Origin of the sequence: Sphingobium wenxiniae (genome assembly GCF_007830065.1) — a bacterium.
In the GTDB taxonomy this organism is placed as follows: Bacteria; Pseudomonadota; Alphaproteobacteria; order Sphingomonadales; family Sphingomonadaceae; genus Sphingobium; species Sphingobium wenxiniae.
Map to the genome: position 1 here is coordinate 44,825 of NZ_VLKK01000012.1, position 16,095 is coordinate 60,919.

Here is a 16,095-nt window from a genome sequence, read left to right on the forward strand (position 1 = left end):
TGCCCAGGCCCATTGCGCGTGATGCGAACGCGCATTGCCCGCTCCCCGGAACACTCCGCGTCTCCGTGTGAAAATAAGCTGGACGCGATTCAGATACGCTCCCCCGACAGGCGCTGGCACAGCATGTCGAGTTGGTCGAGAGTGGAATAGCGCAGGGAAAGGGTGCCGCCTGCGCCCGGACTGCCGCCATGGCTGATATCGACCTTCAGGCCCAATATGTCCGCCAGATGCTGTTCGAGCGCGGCGATGTCCGCATCCTTGCCGTCGGGCGGCGCTGCGGCGCGCTGGCGCGCCGAGGCATCGCCGCCGCCGGTGCGGGCGCGGCGGACGAGGTGTTCCGTGTCCCGAACGGACAGGCCCTTCTGTTCGATCTGCTGCGCCAATGTCTCGCAATCGGGAACGCCGATCAGGGCGCGGGCATGGCCCATGGACAGCCGGCTTTCCATCACCGCCTGTTGGACCGGCTGCGGCAGTTCCAACAGGCGCATCAGGTTGGCGACATGGCTGCGCGATTTGCCGACGATCCGGCCCAGCGCTTCCTGGCTATGGTGAAATTCGGCGATCAGCTTGCGATAGGCTTCCGCTTCCTCGATGGGATTGAGGTCTTCGCGCTGGATATTTTCGACCAGCGCGATTTCCAGCGTCTCCTGCTCGTCGAAGTCGCGGACGATGGCCGGGATGCGGTGGAGTTGCGCGCGCTGGGCCGCGCGCCAACGGCGCTCCCCCGCCACGATCTGAAATCCGCCGCCATGCGCGCGCACGATGATCGGCTGGATCACGCCGCGCTTTTCGATGGAATCGGCCAGTTCCTGCAACGCCGCCTGATCGAAATGACGGCGCGGCTGTTCGGGATGCGGCTGGATCAGGGCGACTTCGATGCTCTGCACCGCCTTGCCGGAAGCCGAAGGCGTCGATGGCGCGACCGGTTCCTCCCGCTGCACGTCCCCCAGAAGCGCCGAAAGGCCGCGGCCCAGCCCGTGCGGGCGCCTGGCTGCTTTCGGTTTGTCATTTTCTCCGCTCAAGCCGCTTTCTCCTGTTGGGGGAGCCGCGCTATCAGCTCGCGCGCCAGCCGCATATAGGCTTCCGAGCCGGAACAGCGGACATCATAGATCAGCGCCGGCACGCCATGGCTGGGGGCTTCGGACAGCCGCACGTTGCGCGGGATCACCGTATGGAAAACCAGATCGCCCAGACAGGCCCGCACATCGTCGGCCACCTGATCCGTCAGACGATTGCGGCGGTCGTACATGGTCAGGGCCACGCCCATGATCGACAGGGCCGGATTGAAGCGTCCCCTGATCCGGTCAACCGTCTGGAGAAGCTGGGAAAGCCCCTCCAGCGCGAAGAACTCGCATTGCAGGGGAACGAGCAGCGACTGCGCCGCCACCATCGCATTGATGGTCAGCAGGCCGAGCGAAGGCGGGCAATCGATCAGGCAGATATCCCAACGCCCCCCCGGTGCTTCCGCGAGCACATGGGCGAGCCGATGGGTCCGCTCCTCATAGTCGATCAGTTCGATTTCGGCGCCGGACAAATCCTGGGTCGCGGCCACCAGATCGAGTTTCGGCACCCGCGTGGCGATGACCGCGTCATCGAGCGCGCAATTGCCGACCAGCAGGTCGTAGCTGGACTGGGCACGGTCCGCCTGGTTGACGCCCAGCCCCGTCGAGGCATTGCCCTGCGGGTCCAGATCGACCAGCAGGACGCGCAAGCCGGTGGCGGCAAGCCCCGTGGCAAGGTTGATGGCGGTGGTCGTCTTACCCACACCGCCCTTCTGGTTGGCGATGGCGATACAAATCATCCTCGGCCCTTCCTCCTGACGGATGTGACGGAGCGCGCGACGATGATGGCGCTGTCCGCATCCGTCACGCTCTGTTCCACGTGAAACGCACCTTGCCACGCCGAACGCGCCGCCTCCAGTTCATTTTGCGCATTTCGTCCCTTTGGCAGCACCCACAGCGTCTTTTCGTCCGCCAGATGAACGGCGGATTCGAACAGGCGCGGCAGGGGCGCATAGGCGCGTGCGCTGATGATCGCCGCGGCGGTCGCGGGAACGGCTTCCACCCGTCCGCCGAAAACCGCCGCATGGGCCAGATCGAGTTCTTCCAGCAGGCCGCTCAGGAAATCGATCCGTTTCCTGCGCGATTCCACCATCAGCACGGGGCGGTCCATCAGCAACGCCATCACGATACCGGGCAGGCCGGCCCCCGATCCCAAGTCGATCCAGCGGCCATCCGCCGCCTCCGCCGTCAAAGGCAGCAATTGCGCCGAATCGACGATGTGGCGCGCCCATATATGCGGCCGGGTCGATTCCGCGATCAGGTTCTGGACGCGCATCTCCGCCAGCAGGATGGCGACATAGCGGTCCAGTTTCTCCCATGTTTCACGTGAAACATCGAAATGGTTTGCGATCCAGGCGCGCGCGTCGTCCTCCGTCACGCCGCCATCCGCCGGACGTGCACAAGAATGGCCGCGAGCGCCGCCGGTGTAATCCCCCGGATGCGGCCTGCCGCAGCCAGGCTATCCGGCCGCGCCATTTCAAGCCGCTCGATCATTTCCGTCGACAAGCCGCCAATGGATGCGAAATCGAAATCCGTGGGGATGAATATGCGTTCGTTGCGGCGAAGCTCGGCAATCTCCGCCGCTTGGCGCTCCAGATAAGGCGCGTAATGGGCGTCTTCCCATATTTCGTCCCGCAAGTCCGCGGGAGCCTGGGCGAGCGAGGGCGTCATCGACAAAAGCAAGTCCCGCCCGACCTCCGGGAACCGCGCCCATTCGAACAGCGACCGCCGCACACCGTCCTGCCGCACCGCTGCCCCAGCCCTCGCCATGTCCGTGGCGGTCAGAGTCCGGGCCAGTTCGGCCTCGATGACAGCGCGCGCCTCCGTCCGTCTCTTCAGGCGCGCCAGCCTTTCCGGGCCGATAATGCCCTGCGCGATGCCGACGTCTCCCAATCGCGTCTCCGCATTGTCCGCGCGCAGCCGCAAGCGATGCTCTGCCCGCGCCGTGAGCATCCGATACGGCTCCGTCACGCCCTGAAGGACAAGATCGTCGATCATCACGCCGATATAGCTGCTCGCGCGGTCGAGGATCATCGGAGCAGTCCCGCCGGCATGGGCGGCGGCATTGACGCCCGCGACCAATCCCTGCGCCGCCGCTTCTTCATAGCCGGTCGTGCCGTTGATCTGTCCCGCGCAGAACAGGCCGGGAAGGACGCGCATTTCCAGCGAGGCCGTCAGTGCGCGCGGATCGATATGGTCATATTCGACCGCATATCCGGGCACCACGATCTCCGCGCGCTCCAGTCCGCGCATGGACCTGATCATGGCCAGTTGCACAGCCGCCGGAAGCGAGGTGCTGATGCCATTGGGGTAGACGAGCGGATCGTCCAGTCCTTCCGGCTCCAGGAAAATCTGATGTCCGTCGCGGTCGCCGAACCGCATGATCTTGTCCTCGATGGAGGGGCAATAGCGCGGCCCCCGTCCCTCGATAGCGCCGCTGAACAGCGGCGAGCGGCCCAGCCCATTGCGGATGATGGCATGGGTTTCGGCATTGGTCCGCGTAATGGCGCAGGCCAGTTGCGGCAAGGCGCGCCCTTCCGACAGGGCCGACATGGTCCAATCTCCGCTGTCGGATGGCTGCTCCTCCAGCACGGCCCAGTCGATCGTCCGTCCGTCGATGCGCGGCGGCGTCCCGGTCTTGAGCCGGCCGATGGGCAGGCCGAGCGCGCGGAGCTGAACGCCCAGCGTCGTGGCCGCGCGTTCTCCGGTGCGCCCGCCGGTCAGGATCTCCTCACCCCGGAAAAGTTTCCCGCCCAGAAAAGTGCCCGTCGCCAGCACCACGGCTTTCGCTTCCATCCGGCGGCCGTCCGCCAACGCCAGACCCGCCGCTTGTCCCTGGGAAAGGATCAGTTCGCTGGCCTCCCCTTCGACGATCTCCAGTCCGGGCTGTGCCAGAAGCCGTTGATGGATGGCGGCACGGTATCGCTTGCGATCCGCCTGAACCCTTGGCCCTTGCACGGCCGCGCCCTTGCTGCTGTTGAGCATACGATAGTGGATGGCTGCTGCGTCCGCCGCGCGGGCGATCAGGCCATCCAGCGCATCCACTTCGCGCACGAGATGGCCCTTGCCCAGCCCGCCAATCGCGGGATTGCAGGACATGGCGCCCACCGTGGCCTTCTCGAACGTCAGCAGGGCGACCGATGCGCCCTTGCGCGCGGCCGCTGCCGCCGCTTCGCAACCGGCATGGCCGCCGCCGACGACGATGACATCATAACATGTTCGCATGGGAGCGCCCTTACCAGATTTTGACGCCGCCGGTCAAAAATGTTCCACGTGGAACAGGCCGCTATTTGCCGATGCAAAAGCCGGAAAAAAGGCGGTCGAGCATATCTTCCGTTCCCGCGCGCCCTGTCAGCGCGTCGATAGCGTGTCGCGCCTGCCGCAATTCCTCGGCCAGGATCAGCAGATCGCCGGTCTGTGCCGCCGTGCCCAGATGCCGGTGGAGATTCGCCGCGCCTTCCCTCTGCCGCGCATGGAGCGCATAGTCCCCTTCGCCGGGGAGCAGCGAGGCCGCCCGGTCCAGCAGCGCGGTGACCAGCCTTTCCATGCCCTCCCCCGTCCGCGCCGACACCGCAAGGCCGGGATGCCCCGCATGATCGACATGATCGCATTGCGCCGCGATCAGCATCGCGTCTTCTCGCGGCGCGTCTTCGGGCTGTCCCAGCCACAGCAGGACATCCGCCCCCGCAACCGCCGCCCGCGCCCGGTCCATGCCGATCTCTTCGATAGAATCGGAAGTTTCGTCGCGCAGGCCCGCCGTATCGGTGAAGAGAAAGGCGACTCCACCGATCGCGGCCGGAACTTCGATGCGGTCGCGCGTCGTCCCGGCGATCGGGGAAACGATGGCGGCCTCCCGCCCTACCAGCGCATTCAGCAGCGTCGATTTCCCCGCATTGGGCGGACCGGCCAGAACGACGCGGATGCCGTCGCGCAGCCGCTCGGCCGATGGCGCGGACAGAACGGCCGCGACGTCCTCCGCCAGCGCGCCGATGCCCGCGCCGATCCGATGTTCGATCTCCGCGTCGGGCACGTCATCCTCGTCGGAAAAGTCGAGTGCGGCCTCGGCCATGGCGGACAGGTCCAGCAGGCGATGGCGCCAGCCGTCGATCCGGCGCGAAAAATGGCCTTCCGCCATCATCAGCGCCGCGCGGCGCTGCTGCTGCGTTTCCGCCGCCAGCAGGTCCGACAATCCTTCGACCGCGTTCAGGTCCATGCGGCCGTTTTCAAAGGCGCGCCGGGTGAACTCTCCCGGCTCCGCCCGGCGCAGGCCCGGCAGCGCGGCCAGCGCCGTTTCCACCCCCGCAATCACCGCCCGGCCGCCATGGCAATGCAGTTCCGCCATGTCTTCCCCGCTGGCGGTGGCGGGGCCGGGAAGCCAGAGCGCCAGCGCCCGGTCCAGCGGCGCGCCGTCACGCGGATCGCGCAGCAGCATGAGGGTGGCGCGGCGCGGCGGCGGCATCCTCCGGGCAAGCGCCTCCAGCGCCGGCCCCGCTTGCGGACCGCTCAGGCGGATGACGGCAATCCCGGCCGGCGGCGCGCCGCTCGACAGGGCGAAGATCGTATCGCTCACCTAGCCCTTTTTCTTGTCGCCGGTGGAGTTGCCGACACCGGCAAGGCCGATATTCATCATCTGCTGGAACATCCGCACCCCCGCGTCGCCGAGCGGAGAAAAGCTTTTGAACAGCGTCTCCATCTGCTCGACGCTGCCTATGCCGTCGAAGCTGTCCAGCACCGTCTTGATATATCTGTCATGAATGGGCGTGACGTCCGGCAGGCCCAGAAAGGAGCGCGCTTCGGCGGGCGTGCAATCCACATCGACGGTGACTTTCATGATCGGTCCTTGTCTGTCGCGTCACATTCCTGCCCTTCATGCCGCAAGAATGGGCGCCAGTGCAAATAAATTGGCGCGCAGGGTGGTTGCACGCGCCGCCGGAAAAGCCATTATGACGGACCGACCCGATCCCCAGCGAAAGGACATCCCATGGCAGACTTCACCCCCGTTCCCACTCTGGAGGGCGACGCCCGGTTCGATGCTTATGTCGCCCGTCCCGAAGGATCGCCAAAGGCCGCGATCGTCGTCATTCAGGAAATATTCGGCGTCAATGAAGGCATCCGCCGCAAATGCGACAATTGGGCGCAAGCGGGCTATCTCGCCGTCGCGCCCGATCTGTTCTGGCGGCTGCGCCCCCATATCGAGCTGGACGCCGACGTCCCCGCCGAAATGGAGGAGGCGCTGGGCCTGTTCGGCAAGTTCGATCAGGACAAGGGCGTCCGCGACCTTGAAGCCGCCATCCGCTTCGCCCGCAAGGAAATCGGCGGCGGCAAGGTCGGCGTGGTAGGCTATTGCCTTGGCGGCCGCCTGGCGTTCATGTCCGCCTGCCGCACCGATGGCGATGCCTTCGTCGGCTATTATGGCGTCGGCATCGACAATCTGATCGGTGAGAGCCACGCCATCGGCAAGCCGGTGCTGCTGCACGTTCCGACAGCCGACGGCTTCGTTTCCGCCGAGGTGCAGCAGAAGATGCACGAAGGATTGAAGGACAACCGCCACGTCGAACTGCATGACTATGAAGGGCTGGACCACGGTTTCGCCGCCGAAATGGGCAAGCGCCGGGTGGAGGATGCCGCGCAACTGGCAGACCGGCGGACGGCGGACTTCTTCGCGGCCGCCCTCGCCTGATGAGCGGGCCCTGGCGGATGGTGGCCCGCCGTCATGGCGGGCCGGAGGTGATCGAGCGCGAGGATTTCGATCCCGGCGCGCCCGGCGCGGGAGAGGTCCTGATCGCGCAGGAAGCGGTCGGCCTCAATTTCATCGACACCTATTTCCGCACGGGCCTTTACCCTGCCCCGCTTCCCGTCCCCCTGGGTGCGGAGGGCGCGGGCCGGATCGCGGCGGTCGGACCGGGCGTGGCCCGCCTCGCGGTGGGCGACAGGGTCGCCTGCGCGAGCGGCCTTGGCGCCTATGCCACCCATCGCATCGTGCCCGCCGACCGCGTCGTTCCGATCCCTGACGGCGTTTCGGTGGAAGGCGCCGCCGCGATGATGCTGAAAGGCATGACCGCCTGCTATCTGGCCGAAGACACGATCACCCTCGCCGCCGGGCAGGTCGCGCTTGTCCATGCGGCGGCGGGCGGCGTGGGATCGGTGCTGGTGCCGTGGCTGCGGGACAAGGGCGTCGTCGTCATCGCCCATTGCGGCTCAGCGGAAAAGGCCGCGACGGTGCGGGCGGACCATAGCCTGCACGGGCCTTTCGACACGCTGGCCGCCACCGTTATCGCCCTGACCGGCGGCCAGGGCGTGGATGTCGTCTATGACGGCGTGGGAAAGGATAGCTGGGACGCCTCGCTCGCCAGCCTCCGGCGGCGGGGCCTGATGGTCAGTTACGGCAATGCGTCCGGAGCCGTGCCGCCCGTCAGCCTGCTGGACCTCGGCAAGGGCCGGTCACTTTACGTGACGCGCCCGTCGCTGTTCGACTATGTCGCCACGGCGGAGGAACTGGCCGCGACCGCCGCCCGGCTCTTCGACCGGATGGCGCGCGGCGTCGTGCAGGCGTGCATCGGCCAGCGCTTCCCATTATCGCAAGCCGCCGAGGCGCATCGCGCGCTGGAAGGGCGCAGAACGACCGGGGCCACGATTCTCATCCCTTGACGCAAGCAAGGGTTTGTGCGCTTGCAAACCCCCCGCGCGATGATTGCTTTTTTTTGCCCGTTCAATGCTCGTCATCCGCGAAAGCCGGCATCTCTCTTTCTTAAGGCGCACCTGAGCCTAAGTGAGATCCCGGCTTTCGCGGATGAGGATGAAAGAGGCCTCTGCAACGTCCGCTCTCCACCCAAACCACCATCCGGCGCGCGGGTCTGCCGCCAAAAAAAAGGGGCGGAACACCTCCGCCCCTCTTCCATGTCCATGCAAGCCCGGATCAGAACAGCGTCAGGATGCCGACCTGATGATCGACGATGCCGTCATAGATCATCTTGACCGCGACATAGAGGATGACCGCAAGGCCCAGATACGCGATCCAGCGGAAGCGTTCGATATATTTGGCGATGATGTTCGCCGCGATGCCCATCAGCGCGACCGACAGGATCAGGCCGATGATAAGGATGCCGGGATGATCCCGCGCCGCGCCCGCGACCGCGAGCACATTGTCCAGGCTCATCGACACGTCCGCGACGGCGACGGCCCAGGCGGCGGCGGCGAAGCTCTTGGCGGGACGCAGGCCGGACACATCGTCGTCGGTCGGATCGTTCGGCGTGTCGAGGCCACGCTTGGGATGCAGCTCGCGCCACATCTTCCAGCTAACCCAGAGCAGCAGCAGCCCGCCCGCCAGGATCAGCCCGACGATCTGCATGAGCTGCGTCACCACCAGCGCGAAGCCGATCCGCAGCACAAGCGCGGCGATGATGCCGATCATGATGACCCTCTGCCGCTGGGCGACGGGCAGGCCGGCCGCCAGCGCGCCGACGACGATGGCGTTGTCGCCCGCCAGCAATATGTCGATCATCAGCACCTGCCCAAAGGCGGCAAGCGCCGCCGGAGAGGTTATGTTACTGAAATCGTTGACGATATGGCCCCATATATCGGCGGGAGAGCCGAAACCCTGGGCCGCGGCGGCGGCGGTGGCGAAAAGGTCGAGCATATGGCCTGACGTCCCTGTGGCGGCTGATGACGAAGCGATACGGCTGGCGATCCGAAACGGCTTCGGATTGCAAACCGTCTTTTAGACTTACTGGTTCATCGAATCGAAGAAATCTTCGTTGGTCTTGGAATCCTTCATCTTGTCGAGCAGGAATTCCATGGCGTCGATGGTGCCCATCTGCATCAGGATGCGGCGCAGCACCCACATCTTGCTGAGCTTGCCCTTGTCGACCAGCAGTTCTTCCTTGCGGGTGCCGGACTTGCCGACATCCAGCGCCGGGAAGATGCGCTTGTCCGCGACCTTGCGATCCAGCACGATTTCCGAATTGCCGGTGCCCTTGAACTCTTCGAAGATGACTTCGTCCATGCGGCTGCCGGTGTCGATCAGCGCGGTGGCGATGATGGACAGCGAACCGCCCTCCTCGATATTGCGGGCCGCGCCGAAGAAGCGCTTGGGCCGCTGGAGCGCATTGGCGTCGACGCCGCCGGTCAGCACCTTGCCCGACGAGGGCACCACCGTGTTGTAGGCGCGGCCAAGGCGCGTGATGGAATCGAGCAGGATGACGACATCCTTCTTGTGCTCGACCAGGCGCTTTGCCTTTTCGATCACCATTTCGGCGACCTGGACGTGGCGCTGCGCGGGTTCGTCGAAGGTGGAGGACACGACCTCCCCCTTCACGCTGCGCTGCATGTCGGTGACTTCTTCCGGCCGCTCGTCGATCAGCAGCACGATCAGGAAGACTTCGGGATGGTTGTCCGTGATCGCCTTGGCGATATTCTGGAGCATCACCGTCTTGCCGACGCGCGGGGGCGCGACGATCAGGGTGCGCTGTCCCTTGCCCTGCGGCGAAACGATGTCGATGACGCGGGCCGACTTGTCCTTGACGGTCGGGTCCAGCGTGTCCAGCGACAGCTTCTGTTCGGGATAGAGCGGGGTCAGGTTGTCGAAATTGACGCGGTGACGGACCGCATCGGGATCGTCGAAATTGACGGTGTTGAGCTTGGTGAGGGCAAAATAACGCTCGCCGTCCTTGGGCGCGCGGATTTCGCCTTCCACCGTGTCGCCGGTCCGCAGGCCGAATTTGCGGACCTGGTTGGGCGACACATAGATATCGTCGGGACCGGCGAGGAAGTTCGCTTCGGGTGAGCGCAGGAAGCCGAAGCCGTCCGGCAGCACCTCGATCGTGCCCTCGCCCATGATCTGCTCGCCATTTTCCGCCTCGGCCTTGAGGATCGCGAACATCAGGTCCTGCTTGCGAAGGGTCGATGCACCTTCGACGCCCAGTTCCTCGGCCATAGTGACGAGGTCGGCGGGTGGCTGCTTCTTGAGATCCTTGAGGTGCATGCGAGTCGGTCCGATGGATAGAGTGTCGTGAAAGACAGTTATATGGAGAAAAGCCCGGCAAACAGATGGCTGGGAACGTCCCGCGCCGGACGGGCGGGTGAGTGAAGAGCATTTAGCGATGGCCCTGCCATGCCGTCAAGGCGGGACATCGCCCTTTCTGATGGAAAATTGGCGGCGCTGCCGGTGCCGATCGACCGGCGGTGCCGCAATCGCGGCGATGGACCGTCCCGCCCGCGCCATGGTATAAGGCGGAAAAGCGAAAGGATGAGGGATATGCGCCGCCTCCTTCCCATGGTGGCAATGCTGTGGACGCTGTGCCCGCCTCTGGCCGCGCAGGAAACGCCCTCGCTCGATCCCGCCGTTCCGCCCGCTTTGGTCCGCACCGGCCCGCCCGCCGAGGATCGCGTCACCATTCCCATTCATATCGGCGGCAAGGGGCCGTGGAACTTCATTATCGACACAGGATCGCAGCGCACGGTGATTTCGCGCGAGCTGGCCGACCGGCTGGCGCTTCCCGTGCGCGATCCCGTCACGGTGCTCAGCATGACCGACCGGCTGCAAACCGGCACGGTGGCGCTGTCGACCCTGGGCTTCGGCGATTCGCAAGTGCGCGATATAGAGGCGCCGGTGCTCGACGGCGCGCATCTGGGCGCGCCGGGGTTGCTGGGTCTCGACAGCCTGCAATCCAAACGGCTGCTGCTCGATTTCCGGAGGGGGCGGATGGAGATCAGCGAAAGCAAAAGCCGCTATGCCCGCGATCCCGACACCATCGTCGTCGAAGCGCGGCGGAAGAATGGACAGCTTATCCTGCTCGATTCCGACGTGAATGGGATGGCGGTCAACATCGTGCTCGACACCGGCACCAATTTCAGCGTCGGCAACATGGCGCTGATGAACAAGCTGATCCGCAAGAAACGCGCGCCGCAGCTGGAACAGGCGACGCTCACCAGCGTCACCGGCGGCACGCTGGTCGGTCAGGTGGGCAAGATCCGCGAGGTGCATCTGGGCCGCGTCACGCTGCGCGATCTGCCGCTGCTGTTCGCCGATGCCACCCCCTTTGCCGAACTGGGGCTGGCGGACAGGCCCGCGCTGCTGCTGGGCATCAATGCGCTCAAGGGGTTCGACCGGGTCGCGATAGATTTCGGCAGGGGAAGGGTCGATTTCCTGCTGCCGGACATGGGCTGGCTGGAAAAATCGCGCTTCGCCGCGGCCGCCACGCCCGCGGGGTAAAACCGCGCCGAGATAGGGAGCGATGGCTGTTATCGGCCGATGGCGGACCCTCAAATCCTTCTCTGCTAGGGGGAGGGGGTAGCGCCTTCCCGATAGCGCGATATCCCTCCGCCGATCCTCCGGCTCGCCCCGCTTGAAGGGTTGCAGACTCTCCTTATGCCATCGTATGCGTCGATCATGCGGGCAGTCATAATTTTTGCCATATTCGTTCTCGCCGGGTGCAGCACTCGTGCAGACCGTTACGCGAAGTCTTTTGTGCACTGGGACGCACTGTCCGATGCCGCTAATTCTGCGGATCATCGGTGTGGTGGTGGCGCCAAGCTCATCGCGGGGCGGAGAGGCTACTCGCCCGATGACTATGAGTGCCCGCCTAACAGCACCTCACCCCATCCCTGAGAGAACAGGTTTGCTACGCCTTTCCGCTGGTATTTTCTCAACTCGCCGCATCACAAACTGCCAGTCCGCAATCCACCCATCACCGTCACTCAGAGCGCCCTTTCAGCAAAGGGGATGGGCGGACGCCGTCTTGTTGGGATGGAAGCGAACACTCGATCTGATGGAAGTCGACGTCTGCAATCCACCCATAATTGCCATACGGCACCCCGCTTCGGGAAGCTTCCTGTCGTTCTACGGATCGGGCCGCTGTTGTGTCGGCCGCTGGCGGTCGCGGCCCAGTACCTGGTCGATCCATTGCTGGTCCAGCCGCTGCGGCGCGGGGCGGTCGGCGGGGTCGGGCGGGACGTCCTCGTCCGGATTGTCGCTCTGCGGCGCGTCCGGCTGCGTGCGCTCCAGCGGCAGGCCGTTCTCGTCGACCATCATGCCCCCACCCGTTCCATCGTCGGGCGCGCCATAATAGGCTTCGTCGTCCGGCTCCAACTGCCATTCGGGCAGCGTGACCTGCGTGTCGAACTGCTCCACCGGCCGCTTGGCGACGGCGACCTTCATGAAATCGGCGAAGGCGCGCGCCGGCGCGCGCCCGCCCTGTAATCCGCCCACGGCGCGCGCATCGTCGCGGCCCATCCAGACGCCGGTGGTGATGCCGCTGGAAAAGCCCAGGAACCAGCCGTCCTTGTTGCTGCTGGTGGTGCCGGTCTTGCCCGCGACGGGCCGCCCGATCTGCGCCGCCCTGCCGGTGCCGGTGGAAACCGCCGTCTGCATGAGGTCGGTCAGCCCCGCCGCCACCCAGGGCGCGACCAGCACGCGGCTGGTGTCGTCCTGATGCTCGTAGAGCAAGCGGCCGTCGGCGGTCGTCACCTTGGTGATGCCATAGGGCGCGACCGCGATTCCCTTGCGCGCCACCGAAGCGAAGGCGCGGGTCATGTCGATCAGCCGCACGTCCGATGTGCCCAGCACCATGGACGGATGCGTGTTGATCGGCGTCGATATGCCGAAGCGCCGCGCCATGTCGGCGATGGTGGGAAAGCCCACTTCCACGCCCAGCTTCGCCGCCACGGTGTTGACCGAATAGGCAAAGGCGGTGCGCACGTCGATATCACCCGAAAAGCGCCCGTTGCTGTTGCGCGGCGACCAGCCGTTGATGGTGACAGGCTCGTCCGTGACTCCGGTATCGGGCGTATAGCCCGCCTCCAGCGCGGCCATATAGACGAACAGCTTCCACGCCGAACCCGGCTGGCGCGTCGCGGTGGTGGCGCGGTTATAGTTGGAGGTCACATAGTCGAGGCCGCCGACCATCGCCCGCACCGCCCCGTCCCGGTCCAGCGCCACCAGCGCTCCCTGCGATCCCTTGGGCACATTGGCCTGGATCGCGGCGGTCGCGGCGCGCTGCATGGAAAGATCGATGGTGGTATAGACCTCCAGCGGCTCATTCGGTTCGGTGATGAGCGTGTCGAGCTGCGGCAGCGCCCAGTCGGTGAAGTAACGCACGCTGTTCTGCGGCGGCTCGGGGGCCATCTTCACATCCGCCAGATTGGCGCTGGCATGTTCCGCCGCGCTGATCGCGCCATTTTCCTGCATCAGGTCCAGCACCACGCCCGCGCGGCCGATGGCGGCCTCCGCATCGGCGGTGGGGGAGTAGCTGGAGGGGGCCTTCACCAGCCCCGCGATGATCGCCGCTTCCGGCAGATTGAGGCTGTCGGCGGGGTGGCCGAAGAACTTTCGGCTTGCCGCGTCGATGCCGTATGCGCCGCCGCCGAAATAGACCTTGTTGAGGTAAAGCTCCAATATCTGCCGCTTGCTGAACTTGCGTTCCAGCGCCAGCGCCAGCACCATTTCCCGGACCTTGCGGCCCCAGCTATAGCTGTTGTTGAGGAAGATGTTGCGCGTCACCTGCTGGGTGATGGTGGACGCGCCCTGCAAGCGGCGGCCCTTGCCCCGGTTTTCGAGCGCCACCCACGCCGCGCGCGCCATGCCGATGGGATCGACGCCGGGATGCAGATAGTAACGCTTGTCCTCGGTCGACACCATCGCGTCGACCATCACCTGCGGGATCTGGTCATAGGGCAGCCAGCGCCCGAAGCTCGGCCCCAATGACACGATGACGCTGCCGTCCGCCGCATGGACGCGGATCATCTGGCCGTTGGGCGATGATTTGAGGCTGCTATAGTCGGGCAGCGACTGCATCGCGATGACGACCGCCACGACGATCGCCACCACGGCGGCGACCAGCGCGATCAGGCCCGCCTTGAGGCCCCGCATCAGCCACAGCCTTGCCGTGCCCGGCGGTTCCTTGCTCTTGCCCGATCTTGCCATGATGTCCGTGCCGCCCCGGATACGCGCTAATGGAAAAGGGGGCCAGCGCAAATCCGGCGTCGGCCCTCAAAAAATCTCTGCCCGTCTCAAGAAGATCGCGGCTTTACCCGCAATGAACGCTCACTCCGCCTCGTCGCGCGGCTTGAAGTCCAGCGATGCGCTGTTCATGCAATAGCGCAGGCCGCCCACTCCCGGCCCATCGGGAAAGACATGGCCCAGATGCCCCTCGCATTTGGCGCAGCGCACTTCGGTGCGGATCATGCCATGGCTGGAATCGCGCAGTTCGTCGACCGCGTCGATGTCCACCGGGGCGGTGAAGCTGGGCCAGCCCGACCCGCTGTCATATTTCTCGCCGGAATCGAACAGCTCCGCCCCGCAACCGGCGCAATAGTAAACGCCGTCGGCCTTGTTGCTGTTATATTTGCCGGTGAAGGCCCGCTCGGTGCCGCCTTCCCGCAAGACATGATATTGTTCGGGGGAAAGGCGGTTGCGCCATTCCTCTTCGGTCAGGTTCAGCTTGTCCATGACCGCAATATGGCCCGCGTGCCTCCACCGATCAAGCCGTGGCGGCGATATGCCGCCATCATCGCTCCCGCGCCGCCTGCCGGGCGATGGTGAGCAGCTCATGCCGGACCATGAGGTCGCCAAGGCCGCGCCCGCCCCGGCTGGCGCGCTCCGCCTGGGCGAGGCGCTGGATGACGCGGGCGATGCCCTGCGCGTCCCACAGCCGCACCTGCCGCGTGACGACGCCCTTTTCCTTCCAGAATACGGCCTTGCCCGCCGATTCCATCGCCGCCTCCAGCCGCCCGTTCCGGTCGAAATCGGCGCGGATATGGGCAAGCAGCATGGCGCGGGTCAGCAGCGGGCGCAGGACGGACGCCATGGCCGCGCCGACCTCCGCCAGCCGCCCCAGTTCCTTGTGCATGGCCCTGAGATCGCCGCCCAGCACGGCGTTCACCAGCGGCGCGGCGTCGGATTCGGGATTGTCGGCGGACAGGGCGTCCAGCGCTTCGGCGGTCGCTTCCTGCGGACGGTCGGGCGCAGCGTCGAGATAGAGGATCAGCTTCTCGATCTCGCCGCTCATCAACGCGCGGTCGCCATTGGCCAGGTCGACGATCCGCCGCGCCAGCTCCGTGGGCAGGCGCAGCCCGCCTTCCCGCGCGATGGCGACGGCGATCTGCTCCGATTCCCGTGCGTCCGGCTGATAGGAGATGAAGGCCAGCGTCTGCTTGTGATCCAGCGCCAGCTTCACCAGCTTGGACGTGGCCTTGAGCGCGCCCGCCACCGCGATCACCGGATTGCCCGCCGCCTCCGCCTCCAGCAGCGCATGGAGCGCGGGCAGGGATTCCTCGCCCATGCCGTTGATCCGTATCCAGCGCTTGTCCCCGAACATGGAGAAGGCGGCCGCCTCGTCCGCCAGCCGGGCGGGATCGTCGCGCAGGGTCGCGCCGTCCAGGTCGATGCGTTCCGCCTCCGGTCCCATCGCCCGCTCCAGACGCCTGGCGAGCGCCATGCTGCCCGCTTCGTCGGGACCGTAGAGCAGGAAGAAGCGGACATCCGCCGGGGGCGCGTCCAGCGCCTTTTCGATCTGGCCCCTATTGGCCTTCATGACGCTGGTTCCGCGCCGCGAACAGGGCGAGCCGCGCGACGATCTGGTCCGCGACGGTCTGCGACAGGCGTTCGAGCGCCGTATCCTCCGCCGCGATGGTCGCATATTCGCTGGAGGTCACGTCGATGCCCGCGTCCGACCCGGCGGTGTCGTCCAGCACCTGCGCGCCGGTCGCCCCGTCGATCAGTTGATAGCGGGCGCGCAGCGTGCGCCGCTCCCGCGTGATCGCGGCGTCGCCGCGGAGGCCGAAACCGCTGATCTGGTCGTCCAGCTTCACTACCAGCTTGTAGGCGGGGCCGTTGCCGCTCATCGCGGAGAACCGGTCATTGAGCGCGTTGCGGACCAGCCAGCCGCTCTTGCCCTCTATGGGCTGCACCTCGACATTGCCCAGCGCCTGCGCCACCGCGCCATGCCCGCCCCCGCCATAGACGGGCCTCAGCCCACAGGCGGAGAGAAGAACCGTGACGGCGAGCAGGGGGATGAAACGCTTCATGGGACAATCCTAT

General features: G+C 65.9%; 15 protein-coding genes. 3 read left to right on the forward strand and 12 right to left on the reverse strand.

Annotated elements, in window-relative coordinates; all coding sequences use genetic code 11:
* Positions 1 to 89: 89 nt before the first annotated feature.
* From IQ35_RS14910 to IQ35_RS14935, 6 genes are all read right to left on the reverse strand, one after another.
* A complete protein-coding gene (locus IQ35_RS14910; RefSeq protein WP_145074471.1) occupies positions 90 to 1,022 on the reverse strand; it encodes a ParB/RepB/Spo0J family partition protein in 933 nt (310 codons plus the stop codon).
* Positions 1,019 to 1,801 (reverse strand): ParA family protein, encoded by a 783-nt coding sequence (locus IQ35_RS14915; RefSeq protein ID WP_021245523.1) that lies wholly within the window; start codon positions 1,799 to 1,801, stop codon positions 1,019 to 1,021. Before IQ35_RS14915 ends, IQ35_RS14910 begins: the two co-directional genes overlap by 4 nt.
* On the reverse strand, positions 1,798 to 2,439 hold the full coding sequence (rsmG, locus tag IQ35_RS14920) for a 16S rRNA (guanine(527)-N(7))-methyltransferase RsmG (RefSeq protein ID WP_021245524.1): 642 nt from the start codon (positions 2,437 to 2,439) through the stop codon (positions 1,798 to 1,800). The genes IQ35_RS14915 and rsmG overlap by 4 nt, the downstream gene beginning before the upstream one ends.
* Positions 2,436 to 4,286 (reverse strand): tRNA uridine-5-carboxymethylaminomethyl(34) synthesis enzyme MnmG, encoded by a 1,851-nt coding sequence (gene mnmG / locus IQ35_RS14925; protein ID WP_145074474.1) that lies wholly within the window; start codon positions 4,284 to 4,286, stop codon positions 2,436 to 2,438. The genes rsmG and mnmG overlap by 4 nt, the downstream gene beginning before the upstream one ends.
* A gap of 61 nt (positions 4,287 to 4,347) precedes the next feature.
* Positions 4,348 to 5,631: a tRNA uridine-5-carboxymethylaminomethyl(34) synthesis GTPase MnmE gene (gene mnmE, locus IQ35_RS14930; protein WP_021245526.1), complete on the reverse strand. Its 1,284-nt coding sequence runs from the start codon at positions 5,629 to 5,631 to the stop codon at positions 4,348 to 4,350.
* Positions 5,632 to 5,892 carry a DUF6489 family protein gene (locus tag IQ35_RS14935; protein WP_021245527.1) on the reverse strand — a complete coding sequence of 87 codons (261 nt, stop codon included), beginning with the start codon at positions 5,890 to 5,892 and terminating at the stop codon, positions 5,632 to 5,634.
* Between the two features lie 150 nt (positions 5,893 to 6,042).
* Between IQ35_RS14935 and IQ35_RS14940 the strand changes: the two genes are divergently transcribed.
* Together IQ35_RS14940 and IQ35_RS14945 are read left to right on the forward strand one after the other, a co-directional pair.
* Positions 6,043 to 6,741 (forward strand): dienelactone hydrolase family protein, encoded by a 699-nt coding sequence (locus IQ35_RS14940; RefSeq protein ID WP_145074478.1) that lies wholly within the window; start codon positions 6,043 to 6,045, stop codon positions 6,739 to 6,741.
* Positions 6,741 to 7,709: a quinone oxidoreductase family protein gene (locus IQ35_RS14945; protein WP_199739966.1), complete on the forward strand. Its 969-nt coding sequence runs from the start codon at positions 6,741 to 6,743 to the stop codon at positions 7,707 to 7,709. The genes IQ35_RS14940 and IQ35_RS14945 overlap by 1 nt, the downstream gene beginning before the upstream one ends.
* Positions 7,710 to 7,977: 268 nt before the next feature.
* On the opposite strand, the gene IQ35_RS14950 is transcribed toward IQ35_RS14945, so the two are convergent.
* Together IQ35_RS14950 and rho are read right to left on the reverse strand one after the other, a co-directional pair.
* The gene (locus IQ35_RS14950; protein ID WP_145074481.1) at positions 7,978 to 8,697 is read right to left on the reverse strand and encodes a YjbE family putative metal transport protein; all 720 of its coding nucleotides are present in this window, start codon (positions 8,695 to 8,697) and stop codon (positions 7,978 to 7,980) included.
* Between the two features lie 87 nt (positions 8,698 to 8,784).
* A complete protein-coding gene (gene rho, locus IQ35_RS14955; RefSeq protein ID WP_021245531.1) occupies positions 8,785 to 10,041 on the reverse strand; it encodes a transcription termination factor Rho in 1,257 nt (418 codons plus the stop codon).
* Positions 10,042 to 10,305: 264 nt separating this feature from the next.
* Here rho and IQ35_RS14960 point away from each other — a divergent pair, with 264 nt between their 5' ends.
* Entirely contained in the window at positions 10,306 to 11,271 is a 966-nt protein-coding gene (locus IQ35_RS14960; protein WP_376699486.1) for an aspartyl protease family protein, read from the forward strand.
* Between the two features lie 627 nt (positions 11,272 to 11,898).
* On the opposite strand, the gene IQ35_RS14965 is transcribed toward IQ35_RS14960, so the two are convergent.
* From IQ35_RS14965 to lptE, 4 genes are all read right to left on the reverse strand, one after another.
* Positions 11,899 to 13,980 (reverse strand): transglycosylase domain-containing protein, encoded by a 2,082-nt coding sequence (locus IQ35_RS14965; protein WP_145074485.1) that lies wholly within the window; start codon positions 13,978 to 13,980, stop codon positions 11,899 to 11,901.
* Positions 13,981 to 14,100: 120 nt separating this feature from the next.
* The gene (gene msrB, locus IQ35_RS14970) at positions 14,101 to 14,505 is read right to left on the reverse strand and encodes a peptide-methionine (R)-S-oxide reductase MsrB (RefSeq protein ID WP_145074488.1); all 405 of its coding nucleotides are present in this window, start codon (positions 14,503 to 14,505) and stop codon (positions 14,101 to 14,103) included.
* Positions 14,506 to 14,563: 58 nt separating this feature from the next.
* Positions 14,564 to 15,589 (reverse strand): DNA polymerase III subunit delta, encoded by a 1,026-nt coding sequence (gene holA / locus IQ35_RS14975; RefSeq protein ID WP_145074491.1) that lies wholly within the window; start codon positions 15,587 to 15,589, stop codon positions 14,564 to 14,566.
* Positions 15,576 to 16,082, reverse strand: a complete 507-nt coding sequence (gene lptE / locus IQ35_RS14980) for an LPS assembly lipoprotein LptE (RefSeq protein ID WP_021245536.1) — start codon at positions 16,080 to 16,082, stop codon at positions 15,576 to 15,578. The genes holA and lptE overlap by 14 nt, the downstream gene beginning before the upstream one ends.
* Positions 16,083 to 16,095 lie beyond the last annotated feature (13 nt).

Excerpts from the sequence above, each read along its gene's own strand:
- IQ35_RS14915 (WP_021245523.1), bottom strand. The coding sequence starts at position 1,801 with ATGATTTGTATCGCCATCGCCAACCAGAAGGGCGGTGTGGGTAAGACG.
- mnmG (WP_145074474.1), bottom strand. The coding sequence starts at position 4,286 with ATGCGAACATGTTATGATGTCATCGTCGTCGGCGGCGGCCATGCCGGT.
- IQ35_RS14935 (WP_021245527.1), bottom strand. The coding sequence starts at position 5,892 with ATGAAAGTCACCGTCGATGTGGATTGCACGCCCGCCGAAGCGCGCTCC.
- IQ35_RS14940 (WP_145074478.1), top strand. The coding sequence starts at position 6,043 with ATGGCAGACTTCACCCCCGTTCCCACTCTGGAGGGCGACGCCCGGTTC.
- IQ35_RS14945 (WP_199739966.1), top strand. The coding sequence starts at position 6,741 with ATGAGCGGGCCCTGGCGGATGGTGGCCCGCCGTCATGGCGGGCCGGAG.
- IQ35_RS14950 (WP_145074481.1), bottom strand. The coding sequence starts at position 8,697 with ATGCTCGACCTTTTCGCCACCGCCGCCGCCGCGGCCCAGGGTTTCGGC.
- rho (WP_021245531.1), bottom strand. The coding sequence starts at position 10,041 with ATGCACCTCAAGGATCTCAAGAAGCAGCCACCCGCCGACCTCGTCACT.
- IQ35_RS14960 (WP_376699486.1), top strand. The coding sequence starts at position 10,306 with ATGAGGGATATGCGCCGCCTCCTTCCCATGGTGGCAATGCTGTGGACG.
- IQ35_RS14965 (WP_145074485.1), bottom strand. The coding sequence starts at position 13,980 with ATGGCAAGATCGGGCAAGAGCAAGGAACCGCCGGGCACGGCAAGGCTG.
- msrB (WP_145074488.1), bottom strand. The coding sequence starts at position 14,505 with ATGGACAAGCTGAACCTGACCGAAGAGGAATGGCGCAACCGCCTTTCC.
- holA (WP_145074491.1), bottom strand. The coding sequence starts at position 15,589 with ATGAAGGCCAATAGGGGCCAGATCGAAAAGGCGCTGGACGCGCCCCCG.
- lptE (WP_021245536.1), bottom strand. The coding sequence starts at position 16,082 with ATGAAGCGTTTCATCCCCCTGCTCGCCGTCACGGTTCTTCTCTCCGCC.